This is a genomic window from Streptomyces sp. NPDC060049 (genome assembly GCF_042736715.1).
GTDB lineage: Bacteria > Actinomycetota > Actinomycetes > Streptomycetales > Streptomycetaceae > Streptomyces.
Genome location: NZ_JBHWVV010000006.1, coordinates 254543 through 280171, shown reverse-complemented (window position 1 = coordinate 280171; position 25629 = coordinate 254543). Strand labels below are relative to the sequence as shown.

Below are 25629 nucleotides of genomic sequence, written 5' to 3'. Positions count from 1 at the left end.
ATAAGGTTCTGGGAATGGCTGATTTCAACTGTTTGGAACACGGCCGTTAACCGTGCTGGAATTCATCGAACTAGCTAGTAGCACCGCCGAGAGGTTGTTGGTCGAGTGAGGCGAAGCAACTCGAGCCCCGCGGATGAACCCGCGCGCGGCAACTTCACCCCGCCGCCGCGCGCGGCCGCGTCACCCATCGACGTACCCGTGGACCCACCCGCGAGCGGCGGCAGCACCAGCAGGTTCTCGCCGCGCAACTGGCGCGTGCCGACCCGTCTGAACGCCATCCTGCTCGTGCCGGTCCTCGTCGGACTGGTCATGGGCGGCTTCCAGGTGAAGGGCTCCATCGACACCTGGGACGAGGCCAAGGACGCCGAGAAGACGGCCCGCATCGTCCAGGCGGCCGCGGAGTACGGCCAGGCCCTCCTCAACGAGCGCGACCTGACGGCCGACCCGCTGCTCAAGGGCCAGCGCGAGTCCGACCCCGTCATGAAGGCGTACGCCGCCACCGACGCGGCCAAGGCGAAGTTCGCCCAGGCCGCGAAGGACATTCCCGACGGCCAGGGCATGGAGCGCCGCCTGGAGCTCTTCCGCCAGGAGGAGCCCAAGCTGGAGCAGGTCCGCAAGACGGCCTACCTCCCGCAGCTGGAGACGGCGAAGAAGGCCCTGCCCAAGGCGGCCGGCCCGATTCCGACCGAAGAGGGCTATGTGCTGGTCCAGCACTACCTCATGCAGTTCTCCAACGAGCTGGGCCTCGGCACCGGCAACGTGACCTCGTACGGCCGCATGGTCTACGCGATCGAGCTCGCCAAGGCCGCCAATTCGCTGCAGCGCTCCGTCGGCACGCACCTCCTGGTCCGGCCGAACCCGGTCGAGGAGATCCGCAAGGCACAGCTGGTCGCCTTCTCCTCGTACGCGTACCTCGAAGAGATAGCCATCGGCGAGTACGTCGCCGCCGGCACCGAAGAGGACGTCACGCGTCTCAAAGACGTCATGGGCAAGCAGTCCCAGCTGGGCGCCGCCAAGCTCGCGGCCGCCAAGCAGCAGGCCGAGCAGGCCGGCACCCCCTTCAAGGCCCCGCCCGTGGTCAACGACTCGGCGCTCACCGGCATGACCGAGGCGATAGCCAGCGGCGAGCGCAAGGAAGTCCTCGCCGCCAACGGCACCAACGCCGTCTTCTGGCAGGCTGCCGCGACCGCCAAGTTCGACGGCTACGCCGAGATCGAGCGGGAACTCCTCGACAAGGCCGTCAAGGACGCCGTCGCGGTCTCCGACGAGGCCCGCAACGACGCCATCATCACCGGCGCCATCGTCGTCGTGGCTCTGCTCGCCGCCTTCATCCTGGCCGGCATGATGGCCCGCCAGATGGGCCGTGCCATGCGCCACCTGCGCAACGCGGCCTTCGACGTCGCCGAGCAGCGGCTGCCGATGCTCGTCGACCAGCTCTCGCGCACCGACCCCGGCAAGGTCGACACCCGGGTGGTGCCGATCCCGATCGACTCCCAGGACGAGATCGGCGAGGTCGCCCGCGCCTTCGACCAGGTGCACCGCGAGGCCGTCCGGCTCGCCGCCGAGCAGGCGCTCCTGCGGGGCAACGTCAACGCGATCTTCACGAACCTCTCCATGCGCAACCAGTCGCTGATCGAGGGCCAGCTGACCCTCATCACCGACCTGGAGAACAACGAGGCCGACCCGGACCAGCTGGAGAACCTCTTCCGCCTGGACCACCTGGCCACCCGCATGCGCCGCAACGGCGAGAACCTCCTCATCCTCGCGGGTGAGGAACCGGGCCGCCGCTGGGACCAGCCGGTCCCCCTCGTCGACGTCCTGCGCGCCGCCTCCTCCGAGGTGGAGCAGTACGAGCGCATCGAGCTGTCGGGCGTCTCCGAGGCCGAAATCCACGGCCAGGCCGTGACCGACCTCGTGCACCTGCTCGCCGAGCTGCTGGAGAACGCCACCACCTTCTCCTCCCCGCAGACGAAGGTCCGGGTCAACGCGACGCGTCTGCCGGACGGCCGCGTGATGGTCGAGATCCACGACAAGGGCATCGGCCTCACCGCCGAGGACTTCGCGGACATCAACCACAAGCTGGCCAACCCGCCGACCGTGGACGCCGCGATCTCGCAGCGCATGGGCCTGTTCGTGGTCGGCCGCCTGGCCGACCGGCACGGCATCCGCGTCCAGCTGCGCCCCTCCGGCGAGGCCGCCGGCACCACTTCGCTGGTCATGCTCCCCGACGCCATCACCCACGGTGGCGGTGGCGAGGGCATTCCGGACGACGACTTCACCGTCTCCTCGATGATCCCGCGGCAGCAGGTCCAGCAGGCCGCGCCGCTGCGCACGGCCGCCGAGCTCGGTTTCGACGACTCCCGCTACGAGGTCCACCGGGCCGACCAGCCGGGCGCCGACGTACCCGGGGCCGACCCCGTCGTCCGCTCCCTGGGGCGCGACGAGCGCCGGGCCGCGCTGGAGGCCCAGGTGGGCTATCCCCAGGCGCAGCCGGAGTACGGCGAGCCCGGGGGCGAGTATCCGGAACCCCAGCCGGAGCACGCGTACCAGCCGTACCAGGGCTACGAGCAGCAGCCCGCGCAGGGATACGACCCCGGTTACGAAGCCGCTCAGGGCGGGCAGGGATACGAGGCGTACCCCCAACAGGATTACGCCTATCCGGAAGCCGACTACTCGGATCAGCGACAGGACCTCCCGGCGTACGACGGTGGGTACGATTCCCGTCCCCCGCAGGCCGAGTGGCCCGGGCAGAACACGTATTCGGGCTCCTACCAGCAGGATTACGGGACCGAATCGGAATCACCCGCCGCTCCCGAAGCGGCCCTGGACCGCGTAGGCTTCGACCGTCCGGGTGCCACTGCCGACACCGGCCACCAAGTGACCGGAGCGGGTCTGCCGCGACGCGGCAGCCAGCAGCAGCAGCGGCCGGGACAGCAGGAAGCGGAGTCCACCGGATCCCTCTTCGAGCAGCGACCGCAGCGTCAGCAGCGGCCCGCTGAACCGGAGCGGGCACCGGAGGCGACGGAAGGCCCCGCCGACTGGCGCTCGAACAACGACGAGCGCTGGCAGCAGGCCGCCAAACTCCGTGAGCCGAAGGCGGGCGGGATCACCCCGTCCGGTCTCCCTCGGCGGGTGCCCAAGGCCAACCTGGTCGAGGGCGCTGCGGAGACGACGCCGCAGGGAGGCCCCGAGGTCTCCCGGTCCCCGGAGGACATCCGTGGCAGGTTGAGCAACCTGCGACGCGGTGTCCAGCAGGGCCGCAACGCGGGATCCGAGCAGTCAAGTAACAGCTATGACCAGGAGCGTTAGTGTGAGCGCGATGAGCCAGGCGGCGCAAAACCTGAACTGGTTGATCACCAACTTCGTGGACAACACCCCTGGGGTGTCCCACACGGTGGTGGTATCCGCCGACGGCCTCCTTCTGGCCATGTCCGACGGATTCCCGCGCGACCGCGCCGATCAGCTGGCGGCCGTGGCCTCCGGTCTGACGTCGCTGACCGCCGGGGCCTCCCGCATCTTCGAGGGTGGCGCCGTCAACCAGACCGTGGTCGAGATGGACCGGGGATTCCTCTTCCTCATGTCCGTCTCCGACGGATCCTCCCTCGCGGTGCTCGCGCACCCCGAGTGCGACATCGGCCTCGTGGGTTACGAGATGGCCCTTCTGGTGGATCGTGCGGGCACCGTACTGACCCCGGACCTGCGCGCGGAGCTGCAGGGAAGTCTTCTCAACTAGCAGACAGGCAGTGCGTTTCGCGCCATCGCACCATAGGGTGCGGTGGCGCGGTTACACAGGGAGTACTGCGTACTTGGAGTCGGAGGAGGAAACGTGACAACACCCGGAGGACATCCTTATGGCGGCGCGCAGCAGCCGCAGGGTGGGCACGACCAGAACCGCTTCAACTTCCCCTCCGCTCCCAGCAACCGGCCCTCGCCGGATCACGACCCGGCCGGGCAGCCCTACCAGGGGCAGCATTACCAGCAGCAGCCCTACCAGCAGCAGCCGTACGGCCAGCCCCAGCAGCCCCAGCAGCCTTACCGGCTCTCGCAGCAGCCTCCGCGCTCCTCGCGTCCGCAGGCTCCGCAGGCGCACAACCCGCTGGTGCGTCCGTACGCGATGACGGGCGGCCGTACGCGGCCGCGCTACCAGCTCGCCATCGAGGCGCTGGTCAGCACCACGGCCGATCCCGCGCGTCTGCAAGGGCAGTTGCCCGAGCACCAGCGCATCTGCCGTCTGTGCCAGGAGATCAAATCCGTCGCGGAGATCTCGGCACTTCTCACCATTCCTCTTGGCGTCGCCCGGATCCTCGTGGCCGACCTGGCGGAGGCGGGCCTTGTCGCCATCCACCAGCCCGGCGGCGACGAGTCCGCCGGCGGCCAGCCCGATGTGACACTGCTCGAAAGGGTGCTCAGTGGACTTCGCAAGCTCTAACGGCGGAGCGGCTCCTCGCTCCACCACCTCCGCGAAGATCGTGGTGGCGGGCGGCTTCGGCGTGGGCAAGACCACGTTCGTCGGCGCCGTCTCCGAGATCAACCCGCTGCGCACCGAAGCCGTGATGACGAGCGCCTCCGCCGGCATCGACGACCTCACCCACACCGGTGACAAGACGACCACCACGGTCGCCATGGACTTCGGCCGCATCACCCTGGACCAGGACCTGATCCTGTACCTCTTCGGTACCCCCGGTCAGGACCGCTTCTGGTTCATGTGGGACGACCTGGTGCGCGGCGCGATCGGGGCCGTCGTCCTCGTCGACACGCGGCGCCTGGCCGACTGCTTCCCCGCCGTCGACTACTTCGAGAACAGCGGCCTGCCGTTCGTCATCGCCCTCAACGGCTTCGACGGCCACCAGCCGTACACCCCCGAGGAAGTCCGCGAGGCCCTGCAGATCGGCCCGGACGCACCCATCATCACCACCGACGCCCGCCACCGCGCGGACGCCAAGAGCGCGCTCATCACGCTCGTCGAGCACGCCCTCATGGCACGCCTGCGGTAGCCGCTCGCGGCTCCACGCGAAAGCCCCCCGCACTCGAAGGAGTGCGGGGGGCTTTCTCGCTCGGTGGCCAGGGGCCGTGCGAGCTTCGGCTACTAGCCCTGCCAGCTGTGCGGCGCGCGGAAGCCGGGGGTGCGCTCCAGGCGGCGCCAGCCGGCCTGGGAGCGGACGGCTGCCGTGGTGTCCTCGGGGGCGGAGGCGGCGCGGGCGAGCAGGATCGCGGTGATCGCGGCCAGCTCCTCCGGCTCGGCGTTGCCCTTTTCGACACGCAGCAGGGTGTTGGTGTGACTCATCGGTGGCAGGTCTCCTTCGCGATTACTGCGGCGGGTTGCCGTGCTTGCGGGACGGCAGATCGGCGTGCTTGTTGCGGAGCATCGAGAGGGCGCTGACCAGCACCTCGCGGGTCTCGGCGGGGTCGATGACGTCGTCGACGAGGCCGCGCTCGGCCGCGTAGTACGGGTGCATCAGCTCGGCCTTGTACTCCTTGACCATGCGCGTGCGCATGGCCTCGGGGTCCTCGGCGTCCGCGATCTGCTTGCGGAAGATGACGTTGGCGGCGCCCTCGGCGCCCATCACGGCGATCTCGTTGGTCGGCCAGGCGTAGGTGAGGTCGGCGCCGATGGACTGGGAGTCCATGACGATGTAGGCGCCGCCGTAGGCCTTGCGCAGGATCAGCGAGATCCGGGGCACCGTCGCGTTGCAGTACGCGTACAGCAGCTTGGCGCCGTGCCGGATGATGCCGCCGTGCTCCTGGTCCACGCCCGGCAGGAAGCCGGGGACGTCCAGGAGGGTGATGATCGGGATGTTGAAGGCGTCGCAGAGCTGGACGAAGCGCGCCGCCTTCTCGGAGGCGTGGATGTCCAGGACGCCGGCGAGGTGGCCGGGCTGGTTGGCGACGATGCCGACGACCTGGCCGTCCATCCGCGCGAGGGCGCAGATGATGTTGCGGGCCCAGCGCTCGTGGATCTCGAGGACGTCGCCTTCGTCGACGAGCTCCTCGATCACCTTGAGCATGTCGTACGGGCGGTTGCCGTCGGCGGGCACCAGGTCCAGCAGGACCTCCGAGCGCCGGTCGGCGGGGTCGTCGGTCTGGTGGACCGGGGGGTTCTCGCGGTTGTTGGAGGGGAGCATCGTGATGAGGTAGCGGACCTCCGCGATGCAGGTCTCCTCGTCGTCGTACGCGAAGTGCGCGACACCGGAGGTCTCGGCGTGCACGTCCGCGCCGCCGAGGCCGTTCTGGGTGATCTCCTCGCCGGTCACCGCGCGGACCACGTCCGGGCCGGTGATGAACATCTGCGAGGTCTCGCGGACCATGAAGACGAAGTCCGTGAGGGCCGGGGAGTACGCGGCGCCGCCGGCGCAGGGGCCCAGCATGACCGAGATCTGCGGGATGACGCCCGAGGCCTTGGTGTTGCGCTGGAAGATGCCGCCGTAGCCGGCGAGGGCGGAGACGCCCTCCTGGATACGGGCACCGGCGCCGTCGTTGAGCGAGACCAGCGGGGCACCGGCCGCGATGGCCATGTCCATGATCTTGTGGATCTTCGTGGCGTGGGCCTCGCCCAGGGCGCCGCCGAAGATCCGGAAGTCGTGTGCGTAGACGAAGACCGTGCGGCCCTCGACCGTGCCCCAGCCGGTGATGACACCGTCTGTGTAGGGCTTCTTGGCCTCCAGGCCGAACCCGGTGGCGCGGTGGCGGCGGAGCTGCTCGACCTCCTTGAAGGAACCCTCGTCGAGCAGCAGCGCGATGCGCTCGCGCGCGGTGAGCTTGCCCTTGGCGTGCTGGGCTTCGGTCGCCCGCTCGCTCGGTCCGCGCCGCGCCTGCTCGCGCAGGTCGTGCAGCTCGGCCACGCGCCCGCGGGCGTCCGTCGGCTCGCTCGGAATCTGGTCCACAACGGTCATGTACCGACCTTACGAAGTGGGACCGGCAAAACCCTCCGTCGAATCCACACAGTGTCGGGTGTGTTCCGCTGTCCGGCCCGGACAGAACCACGAGGGGCTGAGTGGACACCGCCAGAGGGGACCCTCATCCTTTGTCGGCATCCTACAAAGAGCGCGGGGAAGCACCGCTTCGCGACCCAGGAAGTTGAAATTTGAACGGAATGGGTCTAGCGTCATTCTTGTTGAAAGTTCAACGAGTGCCGGACCGGAGCACCCACCCGGGTACCCACACCGAACGGCACGCGACAGAGGAGCAAACCATGGGTCTCTTCACCCGCCGCAACCAGACCGCTCAGGCCCAGGAAGGCGGCGCCGGCGCCGTCGCCACGCTCGACGTGGACCCGGCCCTCGCCGCCCTCACCGGCGACTACGCCATCGACGCCGCCCACAGCAGCATCGGCTTCACCGTCCGCCACGCGATGGTCACCAACGTCCGCGGCACCTTCGCCGACCACGAGGGCAGCCTCCGCCTCGACGGCGCCGACCCGTCCCGCTCCTCCGCCTCCATCGACGTGAAGATCGCTTCTGTCGACACCGGCATCGGCGACCGCGACGGCCACCTGCGCTCCGGCGACTTCTTCGACGCCGAGACGTTCCCGCTGATGACCTTCCGCTCCACGCGGGCGGCCCAGCTCGGCGGCGACACGTACCGCGTCACCGGCGAGCTGACCATCAAGGACGTCACGCGCCCGCTCTCCATCGACCTGGAGTTCAACGGCTCGGCCACCGACGTCTACGGCAACGAGCGCGTCGGCTTCGAGGGCTCCGCCGAGATCCTGCGCTCCGACTGGGGCCTGACCTGGAACGCGGCCCTGGAGACCGGCGGCGTGATGGTCAGCGACAAGGTGAAGCTGACCTTCGACATCTCGGCGATCAAGCAGGCCTGACCCCGGCGCGGCGAGGGGGGCGGCTCAGAAGTCGCCCCCGCCGAAGCCGCCACCGCCGTCGAATCCCCCACCGCCGCCGAAGTCCCCGCCGCCGAAGTCGGACGGGTTGAAGTCGGCGCCGGAGACGTCACCGCCGTCGAACCCGTTGCCGTCGAAGCCGTTGCCGCCGCCGAAGTCGGAGGCGTAGGCCGGGCTGGACATCATCGAACCGAGCATCGTGCCCATGAGCAGGCCGGGCAGCATGCCGCCGCCGAAGTAGCCTCCGGCCCAGGGACCGTACGCCGGGCCGGCGTCGTAGTAGGGGCGCGGTCCGTGCTCGGTGTCCACCGTGCGGACCGCCGGGTCATGGCCGTCGCGCAGCCGCACGGCGTCGGCCGCGCAGACCGGCACGGTACGGGCGGCCCCGCCCGCCGGGGCCCAGGCCGCGTCCTCGGTGCTCGGCCCGTGGCGCGGGTCGAAGAAGCAGGGCGCACGGCGCTCGGGCAGCGGCCGGCCCTGTCGGCGCGCGTCGAGCCGGGCCAGGGCGTACCGGCCGTCCTCCAGCGCCTGGGTGACTCCCTTGACCTCCTCGGGGTGCTGTACCGAGGCCATGATCCGCTTGGCGTTCTCGTACGAGTCGAGGCCCTGCTCGTAGTCCGCCCGCATGGCGTCGTCCGCGCCGGGTTCGCCGGGGTGGAAGTCGAGGCGGTCGAGCTCCTCGCCGAAGGCCGTGATGTCCTCGTCGACGACCACGCCCAGTCGTGCGATGGCCTCGCGACGGGTCTCTTCCTTCTTCTTGCGGTTGCGCTTGACCAGCAGGTACGCACCGCCACCGCCGACCGCGGCCACGGCCCCGAGGCCGATCAGGGCGCCGGCCGGGGAGCCGCCGCCGTCCGCGCTCGTACCGCCCCACGATGCCGGGGCCTTGCCCTTGGCCTGGGCGAGGGCCTGGTCCACGAAGGCGTTGAGCTCGGTGGTCGCGTCGGCCGAGGCGCCCGCCTTGACGGCGTCGACCAGGTTGCGGACCGCGTTGTTCGGCATGACCGCCCTGTCGGCGCCGGCGTTGAAGCCGTCCCCGAGCCGGATCGCGTAGAGCCCGGTGATGCCGGTCTCGGTACGGACCGTCTTGAGCACGGTGGCGGCGGGGAACTCGGCGGTGGCCGGCAGCACGGCCACGAACACCGGCTTCCCGGCATCCTTGATCTTCTTCGCGAGCGCCTCCGCCTGCGCCGGCGGCAGCTGCGCCTCCGCGCGTGGGTCGACGTAGACAGGGCCCTTCTTGAGGGCCTCCGCCACGGTGCCGGTTCCGGTGGCCGCCGAAGCCTGCGGGGCGACCGCCAGGGCGGTCGCGGACAGGGCCAGCAGCAGACCGGCCAGCAGTCGACCGGAGCGTATGGATATGTGCCTGGTCCTCATGATGAAGACGCTACCCGAACGGGTCCAATTCTGTGTGAGGCGGACATAAGGAGCATCTGGCGGCGCGGGGAACCACGGCGTACTCCCGGAAGCCGTTCCGGGAGTACGCCGGCAGGCCGGGGACGCCTACTCCGCGGGCTCCACGCCCGCGTGCAGGAGGCCGAAGGTGAAGGCGTCCTCCAGGGCCTGCCACGACGCCGCGATCACGTTCTCGGCGACGCCGACCGTGTTCCACTCGCGGGCGCCGTCCGTCGTGGTGACGAGCACGCGGGTCGTGGACTCGGTGCCGTGCTTGCCCTCCAGGATGCGGACCTTGTAGTCGATCAGCTCGAACTTCGCCAGCTGGGGGTAGAAGCGCTCCAGTGCCACCCGCAGCGCCCGGTCCAGCGCGTTGACGGGGCCGTTGCCCTCCGCCGTCGCGACGATCCGCTCGCCCTTGGCCCACAGCTTCACCGTGGCCTCGTTGGCGTGCGTGCCGTCGGGGCGGTCCTCGACGATCGCCCGCCAGGACTCGATGCGGAAGTACTTGCGGGCCCGGCCCTCGGCCTCGGCACGCAGCAGCAGCTCAAAGGAGGCGTCGGCGGCCTCGTACGTGTAGCCCTGGAGCTCGCGCTCCTTGACCCGCTCCACGACCCGGGAGATCAGCGCGCGGTCCCCGTTCAGTTCGACGCCGAGCTCCTTGCCCTTGAGCTCGATGGAGGCACGGCCGGCCATGTCGGAGACCAGCATCCGCATCGTGTTGCCGACCCGCTCGGGGTCGATGTGCTGGTAGAGGTCCGGGTCGACCTTGATGGCCGAGGCGTGCAGGCCCGCCTTGTGCGCGAAGGCGGAGACGCCGACGTAGGGCTGGTGAGTGGAGGGGGTGAGGTTGACGACCTCGGCGATGGCGTGCGAGATCCGCGTCATTTCAGCGAGCGCGCCCTCGGGAAGGACCGTGCGGCCGTACTTGATCTCCAGCGCGGCGACGACGGGGAAGAGGTTGGCGTTGCCGACCCGCTCGCCGTAGCCGTTCGCGGTGCACTGGACGTGGGTGGCGCCCGCGTCGACGGCGGCCAGCGTGTTGGCCACGGCGCAGCCGGTGTCGTCCTGGGCGTGGATGCCCAGGCGCGCACCGGTGTCGGCGAGCACGGTCGCGACGGTCGCGGTCACCTGCGCGGGCAGCATGCCGCCGTTGGTGTCGCACAGGATGACGACGTCGGCCCCGGCCTCGTGGGCGACGCGGACGACGGACTTGGCGTACTCGGCGTTGGCGCGGTAGCCGTCGAAGAAGTGCTCGCAGTCGACGAAGACCCGGCGGCCCTGGGCGACCAGGTGCGAGACGGTGTCGCGGACCATCTCCAAGTTCTCGTCGAGGGTGGTGCGCAGGGCGAGCTCGACGTGCCGGTCGTGGGACTTGGCGACCAGTGTGATCACCGGGGCGCCGGATTCCAGCAGGGCGCGCACCTGCGGGTCGGTGGCGGCGGTGCCGCCCGCCCGGCGGGTCGCGCCGAAGGCGACGAGCTGGGCGTGCTTGAAGTCGATCTCCGCGCGGGCGCGGGAGAAGAACTCCGTGTCACGGGGGTTGGCGCCGGGCCACCCGCCCTCGATGAACCCCACCCCGAAGTCGTCCAGGTGCCGGGCGATCGTCAGCTTGTCAGCGACCGTGAGGTTGATGCCCTCACGCTGGGCGCCGTCGCGCAGGGTCGTGTCGAAGACGTGGAAGCCGTCGTCGGGACCCGTAGCCGGCGCAGTCGGCTCAGTCGCCTCTGTCGTCGTCATGCTGATCTGACTCCTGTCGGATGAGTGGTTTCCGGATGCCCCAGGGCAGGCCGCCGCCACTGCCCCCATCATCGCGCGCCGCCCGCCGCCGGCCCGTTCGGAGCCGGAAAACGAAAAAACCTCTCGCGGATGCGAGAGGTCTGCGCGCGGGTCTGGGGCACGATGGCCGCCGCCGCGAAGTTCTTCCACGGTTCAGCGGTCACTGCGGACCGGCGCGCTGCTGTCCATAATCATGAGCTGAGCAGGCACGTCGGCAGTCTGCCACAGGCGTCCACACCCGTGGACGCACGTCTCACGATACGAGCGCCTCGTCGAGGAATTCCGAGACGTGGGCCAGGATGTCGCCCCGCCCCATCCCGGGCAGCCCGACGGCGACCTGGATGCTGAACCCGTCGAGCAGGGCCCGCAGCCGGGCGGCGAAGCGGTCCGGGTCGACCGCGCGGAACTCCCCCCGCGAGATGCCCTCGGCGAGGAGTGCCACCAGGTCGCGGTGCCAGGCGCCCTCGATGGCCGCCTGCCGCTCCCGCTCCGCCGGCCCCGCGTTCTGCGAGCGGTTCCAGACCTCCAGCCACAGGGTCCAGTGCGGGTCCCGGGCGGCCCCGGGCACGTACAGGTCGACGTAGGCCTGCAGCCGCTCGCGCGCCGGGCCGCGGCGGGACAGCAGGGACCGCCGCTCGGTGCCCAGCGCCGCCTCGCTCCACTCCAGGGTCCGCAGCAGGAGCTCGTCCTTGGTGCGGAAGTAGTAGAGGAGGTGGCCGCTGCTCATGCCGACCTGGCGGCCCAGACCGGCCATGGTCAGGCCGTCGAGGCCGCGTTCGGCGATGGTGGCCATGGCGGCGGCCAGTACGTCCTCGCGCGGCGGCGCGTTCTTGCGCGCGGCCCGTACCTCACCCGCCACCATGGCCCACTCCTCGTTCTGGTCGGCCCGTCCCGTCCGGCGGACGGCTCAGACCTTCGGCTGCTGCTGGGTGATGCAGTGGATGCCGCCACCCCCGGCGAAAATCGTACGTGCGTCGACGAGCGTCACGGTCCGCTCGGGGAACAGCGAGCGGAAGATCTCCGCCGCCTCCTCGTCCCGGGGGTCGTCGAAGGCGCACAGGACCACGCCGCCGTTGCACAGGTAGTGGTTGATGTAGGAGTAGTCGACCCACTCGCCGTCCTCTTCCAGCACGGTCGGCGCCGGGATCTCCACGACCTCCAGGCGCCGGCCCCGCGCGTCGGTGGACGCCCGCAGGATGGCCGCGATGGTCTTGCCGCGCTCGTGGTCCGGGTGGGCCGGGTCCGGCTGGGTGTGGACCATGACCACGCCGGGGCGGGCGAACGCGGCGACGATGTCCACGTGGCCCTGGGTGCCGTAGGTGCCGTAGTCGCCTGCCAGGCCGTACGGGAGCCAGATCGCCTTGGTCGTGCCCAGGTGGGCGTGGATCTCGGCCTCGACCTCCTCGCGGCTCCAGTCGGGGTTGCGCCCCTTGCCCAGCTGCACGGTGTCGGTGAGGAGCACGGTGCCCTCGCCGTCGACGTGGACGGCGCCGCCCTCGTTGACCAGCGGGGTGCTGTACGTACGCGTCCCGACGAGCTCCGAGACGGACCGCGCGATCTTCGAGTCGTGGTCCCAGCGGGCCCACTCCTGGGCGCCCCAGCCGTTGAAGGTCCAGTCGACGGCGGCCAGCTCTCCGGCGCCGTTGGTGACGAAGGTCGGGCCGATGTCGCGCATCCAGGCGTCGTCGAGCTCCCGCACCACCAGCTCGACGTCCTCGCCCACGAGGGCGCGCGCGCCCTCGGCGTCGCCCGGGGACACCACGAGGGTCACGGGCTCGTAGGCGCGGACGGCGCGGGCGACGGCTCCCCAGGCCCGGCGGGCTTCGGCGAGCTCGTCCTCGTTCGTGAAGGTCGGGTTGGGGCTCGGCCACGCCATCCAGGTGCGCTCGTGGGGCATCCACTCGGCGGGCATCCGGAATCCGTTGTCTGCGGGCTTCGTCATGGCAGGTGTCGTCCTTAGTGAAACGGTGTCTCGAAGACGGTGCTGGCTTGCCGGCCGGCCGGCTCGCGGGCCGTGCTGCGGGCCGTGCTGCGGGCCGTGCGGGTCTACAGGAAGTACAGGCGGTTGAGGGAGACCGAATCGGCCGCCTCGGAGCGCAGCGGTTCCCCGTCCAGGGAGACGAGCCCGCTGCGCGCGTCCACATCGACCGCGCCCACCCGGGAGTTGAGGAGGAGGTCCCCCGGGCCGATGCCCCGGGTGCCCCGGACGGCGACCCGGCGCCTGCGGGTCGGCATCTCGTCGCTGCCCAGGGCCGCCGCGGCGGCCGAGACGAAGGCGACGGAGATGTCGGCGGGCGTGGCGCCGTACGAGCCGAACTGCGGCCCTAGGACCAGCGGTTCGCAGGTGTCGGTGGCGGCGTTGGGGTCGCCGGTGACCCCGTAGGCCGGGAAGCCCGACTTGAGGACCAGCTGCGGCTTGGCGCCGAAGAACTGCGGGCGCCACAGCACGATGTCGGCAAGTTTGCCGACCTCGATGGAGCCGATCTCGTGGGCGAGGCCGTGGGCGATGGCGGGGTTGATGGTCAGCTTGGCCATGTAGCGCAGGACGCGGGCGTTGTCGTCGCCCTCGCCGTCGCCGGCCAGCGGGCCCAGCTCGCCCTTCATCTTCGCGGCCATGGCGAAGGTGCGGCGGATGGTCTCGCCCGCGCGGCCCATGCCCTGGGCGTCCGAGGAGGTGATGCCGATCGCGCCCAGGTCGTGCAGGACGTCCTCGGCGCCCATGGTGCCGGCGCGGATCCGGTCACGGGCCATGGCGGCGTCGCCGGGCAGGTCCGGCTTGAGGTCGTGGACGGAGACGATCATGCCGTAGTGCTCGGCGACCGCGTCCCGGCCGAAGGGCAGGGTGGGGTTGGTGGAGGAGCCGATGACGTTCGGCACGCCCGCCATCTTGAGCACGTTGGGGACGTGTCCGCCGCCGCAGCCCTCGATGTGGAAGGCGTGGATGGTGCGGCCGTCCAGGACCCGCAGGGTGTCCTCGACGGACAGGCACTCGTTCAGGCCGTCGCTGTGCAGGGCGACTTGCACGTCGTGTTCCTCGGCGACGCGCAGGGCGGTGTCCAGGGCGCGGGTGTGGGCGCCCATGTCCTCGTGGACCTTGAAGCCGCAGGCACCGCCCTCGGCCAGGGCCTCGGTCAGCGGAGCCGGGTCGGAGGACGAACCGCGGGCGAGGAAGCCGATGTTGACGGGCCAGGCGTCGAAGGCGTTGAAGGCGTGCTTCAGGGCCCACGGGGAGTTGACGCCGACGCCCCAGACCGGGCCGAACTCCTGGCCGATGACCGTGGTGACGCCCGCGGCGAGCGAGGCCTCCATGATGCGGGGGGAGAGCAGGTGGACGTGGGTGTCCACGGCCCCCGCGGTGGCGATCAGGCCCTCGCCGGAGACGATGGTCGTGCCCGTGCCGACCACCACCTCCACCCCGTCGAGCGTGTCGGGGTTCCCCGCCCGGCCGATCGCGTGGATCCGGCCCTCGCGGATACCGACGCTGGTCTTGCGGATGCCGAGGACGGCGTCGATCACCAGCACGTTGCTGATCACGACGTCGCAGGTCGCGCGGACGGCGGCGGCCTTGAGGTGCAGCCCGTCGCGGGCGGTCTTGCCGAAGCCCGCCAGGAACTCGTCGCCGGGCTTCTGGGAGTCGGACTCGACGCGGACGGTCAGCCCGGAGTCCCCGAGTCGGACCCGGTCCCCGGCGCGGGGGCCGAAGACGGAGGCGTACTCGTGCGGGTCGATGTGCCGGCTGCCGGGGGCGCAGTGGTCACTGTGCCGGGTCTGCTTGCTCACGTCCGGTCTCCGTCCGCGGTGTCGGTTCCGAGGTAGCCGCAGGCGGCCGCGCGGCGCAGGGCCTCGGCCTTGGCGCCCGGGGCGTCGAGGGGGCCGTCGACCAGCCCGGCGAAGCCGATGGCGATGCGCTCGCCGCCGATCGGGACCAGCCCGACCTCGGCCTCGCCGCCGGGGTCGAAGCGCACCGAGGAGCCCGCGGGCACGCACAGGCGCATGCCGTAGGCGGCGGCCCGGTCGAAGTCCAGGCGCGGGTTCGCCTCGAAGAAGTGGAAGTGCGAGGTGACGCTGACCGGCACGGAGGCGGTGTTGCGCACGCGCAGGTGGAGGGCGGGTTCCGGCTGGGGGACGCCGGGACCGGGCACGACCGCGCCGGGGGCGTTCTCGTCGAGGCCGACGGCGTCCCGGATGGGGGACGAGACGACGGCGAGGCGGGATCCGTCGTCGAAGACGGCCTCGACGTGCACCTCGGTGACCACGTCGCTGACGCCGGGCAGGACGTCGTCCCGGCCCAGTACGGAGCGGGCCTCCTCGATGGCCTCGGCCAGCCGCTTGCCGTCGCGCGCGGCCTCGCAGACCGTGTCCGCGATGAGCGCGGTGGCCTCCGGGACGTTGAGCTTGAGCCCTCGGGCCCGCCGGGCCCTGGCCAGTTCCGCGGCGCTGCGCAGCAGCAGCCGGTCGCGCTCCGTTGGGGTCAGCCGCACGCCGATCCACCACCTTTTGAGTCGATGGGTTAGAGCATCACTCTAACTCTTCATCTCGCCGCACTGAAGCATTGACCTGGGAACAGGGCTTAGGTCACATTGAGTGTCGCTCAAACCAATGCCGCCACCCCCCGCCCTTCCAAGGGAGTCCCCCCATGCCCATCGAACAGCGCGGAGTCGACACCATCCCGGAAGAGGAGCGGACGAGCGGTCCCCGTGACCTGGTGTCGATCCTCCTCGGCTCCAATCTCTGCCTCGGTGTGATCGTCTTCGGCTGGCTGCCGCCGTCCTTCGGACTGGGTCTGTGGCCGTCGGTCACCGCCATCGTGACCGGCACCCTCGTCGGCATCGCCTTCACCGCGCCGCTGGCGCTCGTCTCCCTGCGCACGGCGACCAACCTCTCCACCTCCAGTGGCGCCCAGTTCGGCGTCCGCGGCCGGCTCGTCGGCTCGGTCGTCGGCCTGCTGCTCGCGCTCGGCTACACCGCGCTGACCCTGTGGATCGGCGGCGACGTGATGGTCGGCGCCCTGTCCCGGCTCACCGGACTGCCGGACACCGGCGTCTCCCGGGCCGTCATGTACGGCGTACTGGCCGCGTGCACGGTCGTGGCGGCCGTCTTCGGCTACCGGCTGCTGCTGCGCCTGAGCAAGGTCCTCTCCATCGGCATGATCGTCCTGCTGGCCGTCGGCGTCCTCGCCTACGCCCCGGACTTCACCACCGCCGCCCCGCCGGACACCCCGTACCTGCTCGGCTCCTTCTGGCCGACCTGGCTGCTCGCCGCGGTCGCCGCCGGGCTGAGCGGGCCCGTCGCCTTCATCACCCTGCTGGGCGACTACACCCGCTACATCTCCCCCCACCGGCACAGCTCCCGCAAGGTGCTCCGGTCCACCGGGCTCGGCCTGCTCATCGGTCTGCTGATCCCGCAGCTCTTCGGCACCTACACCGCGCTGGCCGCCGAGGCGGGCGCCGAGTACGCCGGGCCGCTGGTCGACGCCGCGCCGTTCTGGTACCTGGTCCCGCTGCTCGCCGCCGCGGCCGCCGGGTCGGTCGGCAACGCCGGGCTGATGCTCTACTCCATGGGCCTCGACCTCGACGCGATCGTCCCCCGGGCCACCCGCGCCACCGCCACCCTGGTCGCTGCCGCCGTGGCCACCGCCTTCGTGTTCGTCGGCTCCTTCTCGTGGGACGTGCAGTCCGCGATGACCTCGTTCGTGCTGCTGCTGACCGCGATCGGCACCCCGTGGGCCGTGATCACCCTGATCGGCTACGTCCGCTGCCGCGGCCGGTACGACGCCGACGCCCTCCAGGTCTTCAACCGCCGCGCGGTGGGCGGGATCTACTGGTTCCGCTCCGGCTGGAACGTGGCCGCCACCGCCTCCTGGGCGGTCGGCGCGGGGGTCGGGCTGCTCTCCGTGACCACCCCCTTCTACGAGGGCCCGCTCCTGGCCCTGACCGGCGGTGTGGACTGCTCCTTCGTCCTGTCCGGCCTGGCCGGCGGCCTGGTCTACACGGCCCTGACCGCCCGCTCCTCCCCCGCCGCCGCCCCGGAGGCCGCCGAGGAGCCGGCGGCCGCCTGAGCCGCCCCCTACGCACGAAGGCCCGCGCCCCGATGTGTCCGGGGGCGCGGGCCTTCGTACGTACGGGCGCGGGATGCCTAGCCGAGCGGGTGCATCCAGCCGTGGGTGTCGGCGGTGCGGCCGGTCTGGAGGTCCAGCAGCGCCTTGCGGAGCTTCATGGTGACCTCGCCGGGCTCGCCGTCGCCCTGCGTCCAGTTGGCGCGCTCGGACTTCACGGAGCCGACCGGGGTGATCACGGCGGCGGTGCCGCAGGCGAAGACCTCGGTCAGGGTGCCGTTCTCGTTGTCGCGCTTCCAGTCCTCGGTGGTGATCCGGCCCTCCTCGGCGGTGTAGCCGAGGTCGCGGGCGATGGTGAGGAGCGAGTCGCGGGTGATGCCGGGGAGGAGCGAGCCGGTGAGTTCGGGGGTGACGATGCGGTCCCCGTACACGAAGTACAGGTTCATCCCGCCCATCTCCTCGATCCAGCGGTGCTCGACGGCGTCGAGCCAGACCACCTGGTCGCAGCCGTGCTCGGCGGCCTGGGCCTGCGCGACGAGCGAGGCCGCGTAGTTGCCGCCGGTCTTGGCCGCGCCGGTGCCGCCCTTGACGGCGCGGACGTACTCCTCGGAGAGCCAGACGGAGACGGGCTTGACGCCGCCGGGGAAGTACGCGCCGGCGGGCGAGGCGATGACGATGAAGAGGAACTCGTTGGCCGGGCGGACGCCGAGACCGACCTCGGAGGCGAACATGAACGGCCGCAGGTACAGCGAGGCCTCGCCGGAGTCCGGCACCCAGGCGCGGTCCTGCTTGATCAGCGCGTCGCAGGCGGCGATGAACAGCTCGGCCGGGAGCTCCGGCATCGCCATCCGGCGGGCGGAGGCCTGGAAGCGCTCGGCGTTCGCCTGCGGACGGAAGGTGGCGACGGTGCCGTCGGGCTGCTTGTAGGCCTTGAGGCCCTCGAAGATGGTCTGCGCGTAGTGCAGCGTCATGTTCGCCGGGTCCATCGACAGCGGCGCGTACGGGACCAGCTCGGCGTCGTGCCAGCCGCGGCCCTCGGTCCACTTGACCGTCACCATGTGGTCGGTGAAGTGGCGGCCGAAACCGGGGCTCGCCAGGATCGCGTCGCGCTCCGCGGCGGACAGGGGGTTCGAGGAGGGCTTCAGCTCGATCGTGGGCGTCGTCGTCATGAGTGCATGTCCTTCACCGGTTGTGTATGGCGGACCGCGCTCACGGCGTACTAGGACGTCCGAGCTTCCCCGTATTCCGCGGCCTCGCGTTCGATTATCGCGCGGGAGCAGGCTTCGGTGAAACGGGGTGATTGCGGCCCAGGGGAGATGGTGGCACCCGGGGCCGCACAGGAAAAGCCGCCGGGTGCGGTGGTCGCGACCCGGCGGCTTCCTCGATGTGGGGCTGCCGGGTCAGCCGGCTACTCGGGCGGCGAGGGCGTCGCCGATCGCGTCGGTGGACCGGAAGGTGCCGTCGCGCTCGGCCAGGTCGGCGGAGACCGCGTCCTCGATGCGGACGGCCTGGGCCTCGTAGCCCAGGTGGCGCAGCAGGAGGGCGACCGAGAGGATCGTCGCCGTCGGGTCGGCCTTGCCGGTGCCGGCGATGTCCGGAGCCGAGCCGTGGACGGGTTCGAACATGGACGGGAAGGCGCCGGTCGGGTTGATGTTCCCGGAGGCGGCCAGGCCGATTCCGCCGGTCACGGCGGCGGCCAGGTCCGTGAGGATGTCACCGAAGAGGTTGTCGGTGACGATGACGTCGAAGCGCTCCGGCTGGGTGACGAAGAAGATCGTCGCGGCGTCGACGTGCAGGTAGTCGGTGGTGACCTCGGGGTACTCCTGGGCGACCTTGTCGAAGGTGTTCTTCCACAGGTGGCCGGCGTAGACGAGGACGTTGTTCTTGTGGACCAGCGTCAGCTTCTTGCGGGGACGGTCGTTCGCCCGCTCGAAGGCGTCGCGGACGACGCGTTCCACGCCGTACGCGGTGTTGACGCTGACCTCGGTGGCCACCTCGGCAGGCGTCCCGGTGCGCAGGCTGCCGCCGTTGCCGGTGTACGGGCCTTCGGTGCCCTCGCGGACCACGACGAAGTCGATCTCCGGGCGGCCCGCGAGCGGGGTGGCCGTGTTGGGGAACAGCTTCGACGGGCGCAGGTTGATGAAGTGGTCGAAGGCGAAGCGGAGCTTCAGCAGCAGACCGCGCTCCAGTACGCCCGACGGGACCGAGGGGTCGCCGATGGCACCCAGCAGGATCGCGTCGTGGTGCTTGAGGGCCTCGAGCTCCGCTTCCGGGAGGGTTTCACCGGTGCGGTGCCAGCGCTGGGCGCCGAGGTCGTACTGCTTGGTCTCCAGCTTTACATCTTGGGGCAGGACCGCGGTAAGGACCTTGAGGCCCTGAGCCACGACTTCCTGGCCGATGCCATCACCGGGGATCACTGCGAGATTGATGCTGGTCGACATGGTGGAACCGTACTCCTTGTCCCATTCCTCAGACATATTGCGTCCACCATGTGGACGCACTCTGCACGGGGCCGGGAGGTGGGCCGAGGGCGCGTCCAGGGTGGGGCAAGGACGCGCTCAGCGTGGGGCGCAAACGCGCTCAGTGGCCGGTCGAGCCGCCGTTGTCGCGGCGGTCCAGGGCGCGCTGGAGGGCGGCGGCGGCGTTCTTGCGGTCCGCTTCGGCGGCGGTGGAGCGCCGGGCACGGCGGACGGCGACGGGGTTCTGCGTCATGGTGATCGACTCCTTGAGATCACGGCGCGGCGGGGCCGCGGATGAGGGGTTCCTTCAAGGCGCCGGAAGAGGCGGGGAGCGGTGCGCGGCAGGGGTTGCCTGCCATGGAGCGCGCGCTCTCGACCGCCATTCGCCGGATCGGCGAGACGTTCGGCTCCTACAACGTAAGCCAGCTCCCGCTGTATGTCTCCGCAGTTACTCGGACTTCCTACTATCTGAGACGCCATCCCCCTCGGAAGGCCCCGTTCCGCAGGTCCGTTTCGCTCGCCTACCGAGCCGTATTGCCTGGTCAGAGCCGAGCCCGGTGTCCGTTCACCCGTTCCGGTGGAGTGACGCATCCCACCCGCCCCAATGGCCCCACGGTTTCCGGGGCGGCCCCGACCGCCACTCCGCGGGCGACTTGCCCGCGGCTGGGCAAACGCCCGCCCGGGCGGCGGCCTGATGCACGGGTTCACCGCATTGGTTCACCGTCACACCAATCCACGGCCGCGGTCACCGTGCGGTTCCAGCCATCCTGATGTTCACCGAGTTCTTACCGCACGGATATAGACCTTTGGCCGGGCTACCGTCACTCTTGCCGTCAATGTGCCAGCGGGGCACTTGAGTTGGAGGCGAGTAGCCAGTGACACCGATCAGCCGCAGGGGTTTCGTGGGAATCGGCGCCGGGCTGATGGCAGGGGCGGCCCTGCCCGCGATCACGCCGACGTCGGCGGCCGCGGCCGCCGCTTCCGGCACGCTCACCGACGTGAAGCACGTGGTGATCCTGATGCAGGAGAACCGCAGCTTCGACCACTACTTCGGCAAGCTGAGGGGTGTCCGCGGCTTCGGTGACCGCGCCGCCGGCAACATCCCGGGCGGCTGGGGCATGTTCAACCAGCCCAACTGGGGCGGCCGCCACTACCCGTGGAAGCTCAGCTCCACCCCGCCGGTGGGCGGCGTGGACGGCGAGACCCTCGCCCAGTGCAACGGCGACCTCCCGCACAGCTGGACCTCGCAGCACGCTGCCTGGAACAAGGGCCGCATGGACAACTTCGTCACCGGCGTCGGCAACACCCGCACCCTCGGCTACCTCGACCGCGGCGACATCCCCTTCCACTACGGCCTCGCCGACAACTACACCGTCTGCGACGCCTACTTCTGCTCGACCCTGAGCGCGACCGGCCCCAACCGCACCTTCCTGTGGAGCGGCAAGGTCGACGCGGGCAGCAAGGACGGCGGCGACGAGTCGGGCCTGACCTGGGAGACGTACGCGGAGGCCCTGCAGCGCGCCGGGATGAGCTGGAAGGTCTACCAGAACGCCCAGGACAACTACGGGGACAACGGTCTCGCCTACTTCAAGAAGTTCACGGACGCCGCCCCCGGCAACCCCCTGTGGGACCGGGGCATGGGCTCCGTCCCCAAGGTCACCGGCTCCACCCCGGACGACATCGCCGCCGCCATCCGCGCGGACGTCGTCGCCGGCACCCTGCCCCAGGTCTCCTGGGTCGTGGCGAACGAGGCCTTCTCCGAGCACCCCTACGCCCCGCCCGGCGACGGCGCACACTTCGTGGACCTGGTCTACCGCGCGCTCTCGGCGAACCCGGAGGTCTTCGACTCCACCGTCCTGTTCCTCAACTACGACGAGAACGACGGATTCTTCGACCACGTCCCGCCGCCGGTCGCCCCGCCGGGCACCCCTGGCGAGTACATCGACGGCACCCCCATCGGGCTCGGCTTCCGCGTCCCGATGATCGTGATGTCCCCGTGGACGCGCGGCGGCTGGGTGAGCTCCGAGGTCTTCGACCACACCTCCGTACTGCGCTTCATGGAGACCTGGACGGCGGCGCTGGGAACGCCGGCCGCCTGCCCGAACATCAGCGCGTGGCGCCGCAAGGTGACAGGCGACCTCACGGGCGTCTTCGACTTCGCGCACCCGGTCTACGGGGTCCCCGCCGGCCTCCCGTCCACCGCCAAGGTCATCGGCCAGGCGACCTGCGGCCCGCTGACCAACCCGGTGCCGCAGGACAACGCGCTGCCGGTGCAGGAAGCCGGGACGCGGCCCGCACGGGCCCTGCCGTACCAGGTCAACGGGAACCTCGACCGCTTCGAGTTCGGGGCGGCGGGCAAGATACTGGCCTGGTTCTCGATGACGAACGCGGGCACCGAGGCGAAGCGGGCGGCGCACTTCTCGATCCACCCGCACCAGTACCGGGACACGGCGGCCTGGCAGTACACGGTCGACCCGGGCGCGACGTCGACGGACTACTTCAACATCGGGCTCGGCAGCGGCTCCGGCAAGTACGACATCTCGATGTACGGGCCGAACCGCTTCCTGCGGCGCTTCATCGGCGACGCGTCGAAGGCGGGCAAGTCGATCGAGGTCGCCGCCCGCTTCGCCGTGGAACCGGGCACCGGCAAGACGGCGGTCTACTTCAAGATGACCAACTCCTCGGCCTCGCCGGTCACCTTCACGATCCGCTCGAACGCCTACCGCACCGACGGCCCGTGGACCTACACCGTCCCGGCGAACTCCTCGCGCGAGGACTACTTCAACGCGGTCGCCTACCACGACGGCTGGTACGACTTCACGGTGCTCGCCGACTCCGACGGCAGCTGGTCGCGCCGCTACACGGGCCACATCGAGTCGGGCGCGGCGAGCGTCAGCGGCTGACGCCCCTAGAGGACGTCCCCGTCCCGCCAGTCGAAGTGGAGCGGCCCGGCGGCGGGGTCCGGCAGGATCCCGCCGCTCGGCGCCCACACGTACGTCGACCCCTCCTCGTCGGCGAGCCGCGCGGGCCCCTCGGGCCCGAGCACGCCGATCTCCCCGCCCCACACCTGCCATCCGCGGCCGGCGTACAGCGCGGCCCCGGCGGCGGAGGCGCTGAGCGCGCCGAGCACGTAGGCCCGCTCGACGACCCCCTCGAGCGACCGCATCACGACCCCGCCGAGCCCGCGCCCCCGCCGGTCGGCCCGCACGGCCACGGCCTCGACGTACCCGGTACGCAGCGCCCGCCCCGCGTGCACGACCCGCCGCTGCACGACGCTCCCGTGCGCGACGAGCTCCTCGCCCTCGTACACCAGCGTGTGCATCCCGCCGAGCGCGTGCTCGAAGTCCTCCTCCCCGAAGTCCCCTTCGAAGGCGTCCACAAGCAGCTCCCGGACCCTGCGCAGCTCCGGCTGGTCGAGCTGCGAGGTGTGCCGCAGCGAGGTCTCCCTCATTCCGGGTCCCCCGCCGCCGTCCGCCGCAATCCCGCCCGTACCACCCGTACCGCCCGTGCGTCCCGGTCATCCATGGCGGGACCGTACCAAGCGGTCCTCGCGGCCGCGGTTCCCGCTATGCGGACGCCGAGCGGCGCCCACCGGCCGGAATCGGCCGACGCGGCTCTGGCGGGCGCGGTCGCGGCCTCGGCAGACTCGGCGCATGTCGCCCGATACCCAGCGGTGGACCCCGATCCACGGCCAGCCGTACCGTCCCGCCCCCTACCGGCCCGAGCGGATGCCGGGCGCGGAGTCCCTCGCGCGCGCCGCCGAGTTGCGGACGCGGATGGACGAGCGCAGGACCGTACGCCACTTCTCCCGCGACCCGGTGCCCGAGCAGGTGATCCGCGACGCCGTCGCGTGCGCGGCGACCGCGCCCTCCGGGGCGCACCAGCAGCCGTGGACCTTCGTCCTGGTCAAGGATCCGGCCGTACGGCGGCAGATCCGGGCGGCCGCCGAACAGGAGGAGCAGCTGTCCTACGACGGCCGGCTCGGCGACGAGTGGCTCGCGGCCCTGCGCCCCATCGGCACGGACGCCGTGAAGACCCACCTCACCGACGCACCGGCCCTGCTCGTGGTCTTCCAGCAGCGCTACTGGCTCGGGCCGGACGGCACGAAGCACAAGCACTACTACGTCGACGAGTCGGTCGGCATCGCGGTCGGCATGCTCCTGTCCGCCCTGCACCTGTCCGGCCTGGCCGCGCTGATCCACACGCCGAGCCCGATGCGCTTCCTCTCCCACGTCCTGGACCGCCCCGAGAACGAGAAGGCCTTCGCGGTCGTCCCGGTCGGCTACCCCGTGTCCGACTGCGAGGTCCCCGACCTGGTCCGCAAGTCCCTGGACCAGGTCATGGTCGAGGTCTAGCGCCGACCGGCCGGCAGGAGTTGCCCCGCGGGGAAATGGAACCGCCCCCGCTCCGGAATTGGGGGTACCGGAGCGGGGGCGGGGTTCAGCGGGGCCGGGTCAGCCCATGTGGGGGTACGGGTAGTCCGTCGGCGCGACCAGGGTCTCCTTGATGGAGCGGGTCGAGGTCCAGCGCTGCAGGTTCGTCGCCGCGCCCGCCTTGTCGTTCGTACCCGAGGCGCGGCCGCCGCCGAAGGGCTGCTGGCCGACGACGGCGCCGGTCGACTTGTCGTTGATGTAGAAGTTGCCCGCGGCGAAGCGGAGCTTCTCCATCGCGTCGGCGGCCGCGTAGCGGTCCCCCGCGATGATCGAGCCGGTCAGGGCGTACGCCGAGACGGACTCCATCTGGGCCAGCATCGCGTCGAAGTCGGCGTCCTCGTAGACGTGGACGGCGAGGATCGGGCCGAAGTACTCGGTCGTGAAGACCTCGTTCTCCGGGTCCGTGCACGCGATGACGGTCGGGCGGACGAAGTAGCCCTCCGAGTCGTCGTACGTGCCGCCCGCGACGATCTCGCAGGTGGGATCGGCGATGGCCCGGTCGATGGCGGCCTTGTTCTTGGCGAAGGACCGCTCGTCGATGACGGCGCCGATGAAGTTGGTCAGGTCGCGGACGTCACCCATGGTGATGCCGTCGACCTCGGCCGCGAAGGCCTCCTTGAAGCCGTCGTTCCAGATCGAGGCCGGGACGTAGGCGCGCGAGGACGCCGAGCACTTCTGGCCCTGGTACTCGAAGGAGCCGCGGGTCAGGGCGGTCTTCAGGACGGCGCGGTCCGCGGACGGGTGCGCGACGACGAAGTCCTTGCCACCGGTCTCGCCGACCAGGCGCGGGTAGGACTTGTACTTCTCGATGTTGTTGCCGACCGTCTTCCACAGGTACTGGAAGGTCTTGGTCGAGCCGGTGAAGTGGATGCCCGCCAGCTCGGGGTGGTTCAGGGCTACTTCGGAGACCGCGATGCCGTCGCCGGTCACCAGGTTGATGACGCCCTTCGGCATGCCGGCCTCCTCCAGGAGCTCCATGAGGAGGACCGCGGAGTGGGTCTGCGTCGGGGACGGCTTCCACACGACCACGTTGCCCATCAGGGCGGGGGCGGTCGGCAGGTTGCCCGCGATGGCCGTGAAGTTGAACGGTGTGATCGCGTAGACGAAGCCCTCGAGGGGACGGTGGTCGCTGCGGTTCCACACGCCGGCCGAGTTCGCGCCGGGCTGCTCGGCGAGGATCTGGCGGGCGAAGTGGACGTTGAAGCGCCAGAAGTCGACGAGCTCGCACGGGCAGTCGATCTCGGCCTGCTGCGCGGTCTTCGACTGGCCCAGCATCGTGGAGGCGGCCAGCTTCTCGCGCCACGGGCCGGCGAGCAGCTCGGCGGCGCGCAGGATGATCGCGGCGCGGTCGTCGAACGACATCGAGCGCCAGGCCGGGGCGGCGGCCAGGGCCGCGTCGACGGCCTCCTGGGCGTCGGTCCCGGTGGCGTTCGCGTACGTACCGATGACGGACTTGTGGTCGTGCGGCTGCACGACGTCGAAGCGCTCGCCGCCGCCCATCCGCTTGACGCCGTTGATGGTCATCGGGAGTTCGATCGGGTTCTCGGACAGCTGCTTCAGCTGGATCTCGAGACGCGCGCGCTCCGGGGTGCCGGGGGCGTACGAGTGGACCGGCTCGTTGACCGGCGCGGGAACCTGGGTCACAGCGTCCATGGGGCTGGTAACTCCTTGAGC

General features: G+C 70.8%; 21 protein-coding genes. 8 read left to right on the top strand and 13 right to left on the bottom strand.

Features of this window, described 5'->3' with window-relative positions:
• The first annotated feature begins 105 nt into the window (after positions 1-105).
• The 4 genes from ACFWBY_RS13770 to ACFWBY_RS13755 all read left to right on the top strand — a co-directional run bounded on the left by ACFWBY_RS13770 (position 106) and on the right by ACFWBY_RS13755 (position 4994).
• On the top strand, positions 106-3309 hold the full coding sequence (locus ACFWBY_RS13770) for a nitrate- and nitrite sensing domain-containing protein (RefSeq protein ID WP_385329457.1): 3204 nt from the start codon (positions 106-108) through the stop codon (positions 3307-3309).
• A gap of 10 nt (positions 3310-3319) precedes the next feature.
• A complete protein-coding gene (locus ACFWBY_RS13765; RefSeq protein ID WP_007266772.1) occupies positions 3320-3733 on the top strand; it encodes a roadblock/LC7 domain-containing protein in 414 nt (137 codons plus the stop codon).
• Positions 3734-3826: 93 nt separating this feature from the next.
• Complete coding sequence (locus ACFWBY_RS13760; RefSeq protein ID WP_385329460.1) at positions 3827-4429, top strand: DUF742 domain-containing protein; 603 nt, start codon at positions 3827-3829, stop codon at positions 4427-4429.
• The gene (locus ACFWBY_RS13755; protein WP_007266770.1) at positions 4410-4994 is read left to right on the top strand and encodes an ATP/GTP-binding protein; all 585 of its coding nucleotides are present in this window, start codon (positions 4410-4412) and stop codon (positions 4992-4994) included. The genes ACFWBY_RS13760 and ACFWBY_RS13755 overlap by 20 nt, the downstream gene beginning before the upstream one ends.
• 92 nt (positions 4995-5086) lie before the next feature.
• On the opposite strand, the gene ACFWBY_RS13750 is transcribed toward ACFWBY_RS13755, so the two are convergent.
• Entirely contained in the window at positions 5087-5284 is a 198-nt protein-coding gene (locus tag ACFWBY_RS13750; protein WP_385329462.1) for an acyl-CoA carboxylase subunit epsilon, read from the bottom strand.
• Between the two features lie 22 nt (positions 5285-5306).
• Positions 5307-6890, bottom strand: coding sequence for an acyl-CoA carboxylase subunit beta (locus tag ACFWBY_RS13745; protein ID WP_385329465.1), 1584 nt, complete (start codon positions 6888-6890; stop codon positions 5307-5309).
• Positions 6891-7189: 299 nt separating this feature from the next.
• Here ACFWBY_RS13745 and ACFWBY_RS13740 point away from each other — a divergent pair, with 299 nt between their 5' ends.
• The gene (locus ACFWBY_RS13740; RefSeq protein WP_385329468.1) at positions 7190-7816 is read left to right on the top strand and encodes a YceI family protein; all 627 of its coding nucleotides are present in this window, start codon (positions 7190-7192) and stop codon (positions 7814-7816) included.
• 24 nt (positions 7817-7840) lie between these two features.
• On the opposite strand, the gene ACFWBY_RS13735 is transcribed toward ACFWBY_RS13740, so the two are convergent.
• The 6 genes from ACFWBY_RS13735 to ureA all read right to left on the bottom strand — a co-directional run bounded on the left by ACFWBY_RS13735 (position 7841) and on the right by ureA (position 15489).
• Positions 7841-9211, bottom strand: a complete 1371-nt coding sequence (locus ACFWBY_RS13735) for a hypothetical protein (protein WP_385329470.1) — start codon at positions 9209-9211, stop codon at positions 7841-7843.
• Positions 9212-9337: 126 nt separating this feature from the next.
• Positions 9338-10969: a citramalate synthase gene (cimA, locus tag ACFWBY_RS13730; RefSeq protein ID WP_385329473.1), complete on the bottom strand. Its 1632-nt coding sequence runs from the start codon at positions 10967-10969 to the stop codon at positions 9338-9340.
• A 292-nt stretch (positions 10970-11261) separates the two neighbouring features.
• Positions 11262-11870, bottom strand: coding sequence for a TetR/AcrR family transcriptional regulator (locus ACFWBY_RS13725; protein WP_385329476.1), 609 nt, complete (start codon positions 11868-11870; stop codon positions 11262-11264).
• A gap of 45 nt (positions 11871-11915) precedes the next feature.
• On the bottom strand, positions 11916-12950 hold the full coding sequence (locus ACFWBY_RS13720) for an agmatine/peptidylarginine deiminase (protein ID WP_385329478.1): 1035 nt from the start codon (positions 12948-12950) through the stop codon (positions 11916-11918).
• Positions 12951-13054: 104 nt separating this feature from the next.
• A complete protein-coding gene (locus ACFWBY_RS13715) occupies positions 13055-14788 on the bottom strand; it encodes an urease subunit alpha (RefSeq protein ID WP_385329480.1) in 1734 nt (577 codons plus the stop codon).
• Complete coding sequence (gene ureA / locus ACFWBY_RS13710) at positions 14785-15489, bottom strand: urease subunit gamma (RefSeq protein WP_385329483.1); 705 nt, start codon at positions 15487-15489, stop codon at positions 14785-14787. Before ureA ends, ACFWBY_RS13715 begins: the two co-directional genes overlap by 4 nt.
• A gap of 155 nt (positions 15490-15644) precedes the next feature.
• On the opposite strand from ureA, the gene ACFWBY_RS13705 reads away from it, so the two are divergent.
• Positions 15645-17066, top strand: coding sequence for a cytosine permease (locus ACFWBY_RS13705; protein WP_385329485.1), 1422 nt, complete (start codon positions 15645-15647; stop codon positions 17064-17066).
• Between the two features lie 77 nt (positions 17067-17143).
• Here the strand turns inward: ACFWBY_RS13705 and ACFWBY_RS13700 are convergent, their stop codons facing one another.
• The 3 genes from ACFWBY_RS13700 to ACFWBY_RS13690 form a co-directional block, all read right to left on the bottom strand.
• Complete coding sequence (locus ACFWBY_RS13700) at positions 17144-18232, bottom strand: branched-chain amino acid aminotransferase (RefSeq protein WP_385329487.1); 1089 nt, start codon at positions 18230-18232, stop codon at positions 17144-17146.
• 231 nt (positions 18233-18463) lie between these two features.
• Positions 18464-19504 (bottom strand): 3-isopropylmalate dehydrogenase, encoded by a 1041-nt coding sequence (locus tag ACFWBY_RS13695; protein ID WP_385329718.1) that lies wholly within the window; start codon positions 19502-19504, stop codon positions 18464-18466.
• Positions 19505-19643: 139 nt separating this feature from the next.
• Positions 19644-19775, bottom strand: a complete 132-nt coding sequence (locus ACFWBY_RS13690; RefSeq protein WP_385329490.1) for a hypothetical protein — start codon at positions 19773-19775, stop codon at positions 19644-19646.
• A gap of 622 nt (positions 19776-20397) precedes the next feature.
• Here ACFWBY_RS13690 and ACFWBY_RS13685 point away from each other — a divergent pair.
• Positions 20398-22425, top strand: a complete 2028-nt coding sequence (locus ACFWBY_RS13685) for a phosphocholine-specific phospholipase C (RefSeq protein ID WP_385329492.1) — start codon at positions 20398-20400, stop codon at positions 22423-22425.
• A 5-nt stretch (positions 22426-22430) separates the two neighbouring features.
• On the opposite strand, the gene ACFWBY_RS13680 is transcribed toward ACFWBY_RS13685, so the two are convergent.
• Entirely contained in the window at positions 22431-22973 is a 543-nt protein-coding gene (locus ACFWBY_RS13680) for a GNAT family N-acetyltransferase (RefSeq protein ID WP_385329495.1), read from the bottom strand.
• A 202-nt stretch (positions 22974-23175) separates the two neighbouring features.
• Here ACFWBY_RS13680 and ACFWBY_RS13675 point away from each other — a divergent pair, with 202 nt between their 5' ends.
• Entirely contained in the window at positions 23176-23877 is a 702-nt protein-coding gene (locus ACFWBY_RS13675; RefSeq protein WP_385329498.1) for a nitroreductase family protein, read from the top strand.
• 99 nt (positions 23878-23976) lie between these two features.
• Here the strand turns inward: ACFWBY_RS13675 and pruA are convergent, their stop codons facing one another.
• Positions 23977-25608 (bottom strand): L-glutamate gamma-semialdehyde dehydrogenase, encoded by a 1632-nt coding sequence (gene pruA / locus ACFWBY_RS13670; RefSeq protein ID WP_385329501.1) that lies wholly within the window; start codon positions 25606-25608, stop codon positions 23977-23979.
• Positions 25609-25629 lie beyond the last annotated feature (21 nt).

Coding starts and splice junctions, on each gene's coding strand:
- ACFWBY_RS13720 (WP_385329478.1), bottom strand. CDS start 12,950: ATGACGAAGCCCGCAGACAACGGATTCCGGATGCCCGCCGAGTGGATG.
- ACFWBY_RS13705 (WP_385329485.1), top strand. CDS start 15,645: ATGCCCATCGAACAGCGCGGAGTCGACACCATCCCGGAAGAGGAGCGG.
- ACFWBY_RS13740 (WP_385329468.1), top strand. CDS start 7,190: ATGGGTCTCTTCACCCGCCGCAACCAGACCGCTCAGGCCCAGGAAGGC.
- ACFWBY_RS13745 (WP_385329465.1), bottom strand. CDS start 6,890: ATGACCGTTGTGGACCAGATTCCGAGCGAGCCGACGGACGCCCGCGGG.
- ACFWBY_RS13735 (WP_385329470.1), bottom strand. CDS start 9,211: ATGAGGACCAGGCACATATCCATACGCTCCGGTCGACTGCTGGCCGGT.
- ACFWBY_RS13750 (WP_385329462.1), bottom strand. CDS start 5,284: ATGAGTCACACCAACACCCTGCTGCGTGTCGAAAAGGGCAACGCCGAG.
- ACFWBY_RS13765 (WP_007266772.1), top strand. CDS start 3,320: ATGAGCCAGGCGGCGCAAAACCTGAACTGGTTGATCACCAACTTCGTG.
- ACFWBY_RS13725 (WP_385329476.1), bottom strand. CDS start 11,870: ATGGTGGCGGGTGAGGTACGGGCCGCGCGCAAGAACGCGCCGCCGCGC.
- cimA (WP_385329473.1), bottom strand. CDS start 10,969: ATGACGACGACAGAGGCGACTGAGCCGACTGCGCCGGCTACGGGTCCC.
- ACFWBY_RS13675 (WP_385329498.1), top strand. CDS start 23,176: ATGTCGCCCGATACCCAGCGGTGGACCCCGATCCACGGCCAGCCGTAC.
- pruA (WP_385329501.1), bottom strand. CDS start 25,608: ATGGACGCTGTGACCCAGGTTCCCGCGCCGGTCAACGAGCCGGTCCAC.
- ACFWBY_RS13690 (WP_385329490.1), bottom strand. CDS start 19,775: ATGACGCAGAACCCCGTCGCCGTCCGCCGTGCCCGGCGCTCCACCGCC.
- ACFWBY_RS13700 (WP_385329487.1), bottom strand. CDS start 18,232: ATGACGACGACGCCCACGATCGAGCTGAAGCCCTCCTCGAACCCCCTG.
- ACFWBY_RS13680 (WP_385329495.1), bottom strand. CDS start 22,973: ATGAGGGAGACCTCGCTGCGGCACACCTCGCAGCTCGACCAGCCGGAG.
- ACFWBY_RS13695 (WP_385329718.1), bottom strand. CDS start 19,504: ATGTCGACCAGCATCAATCTCGCAGTGATCCCCGGTGATGGCATCGGC.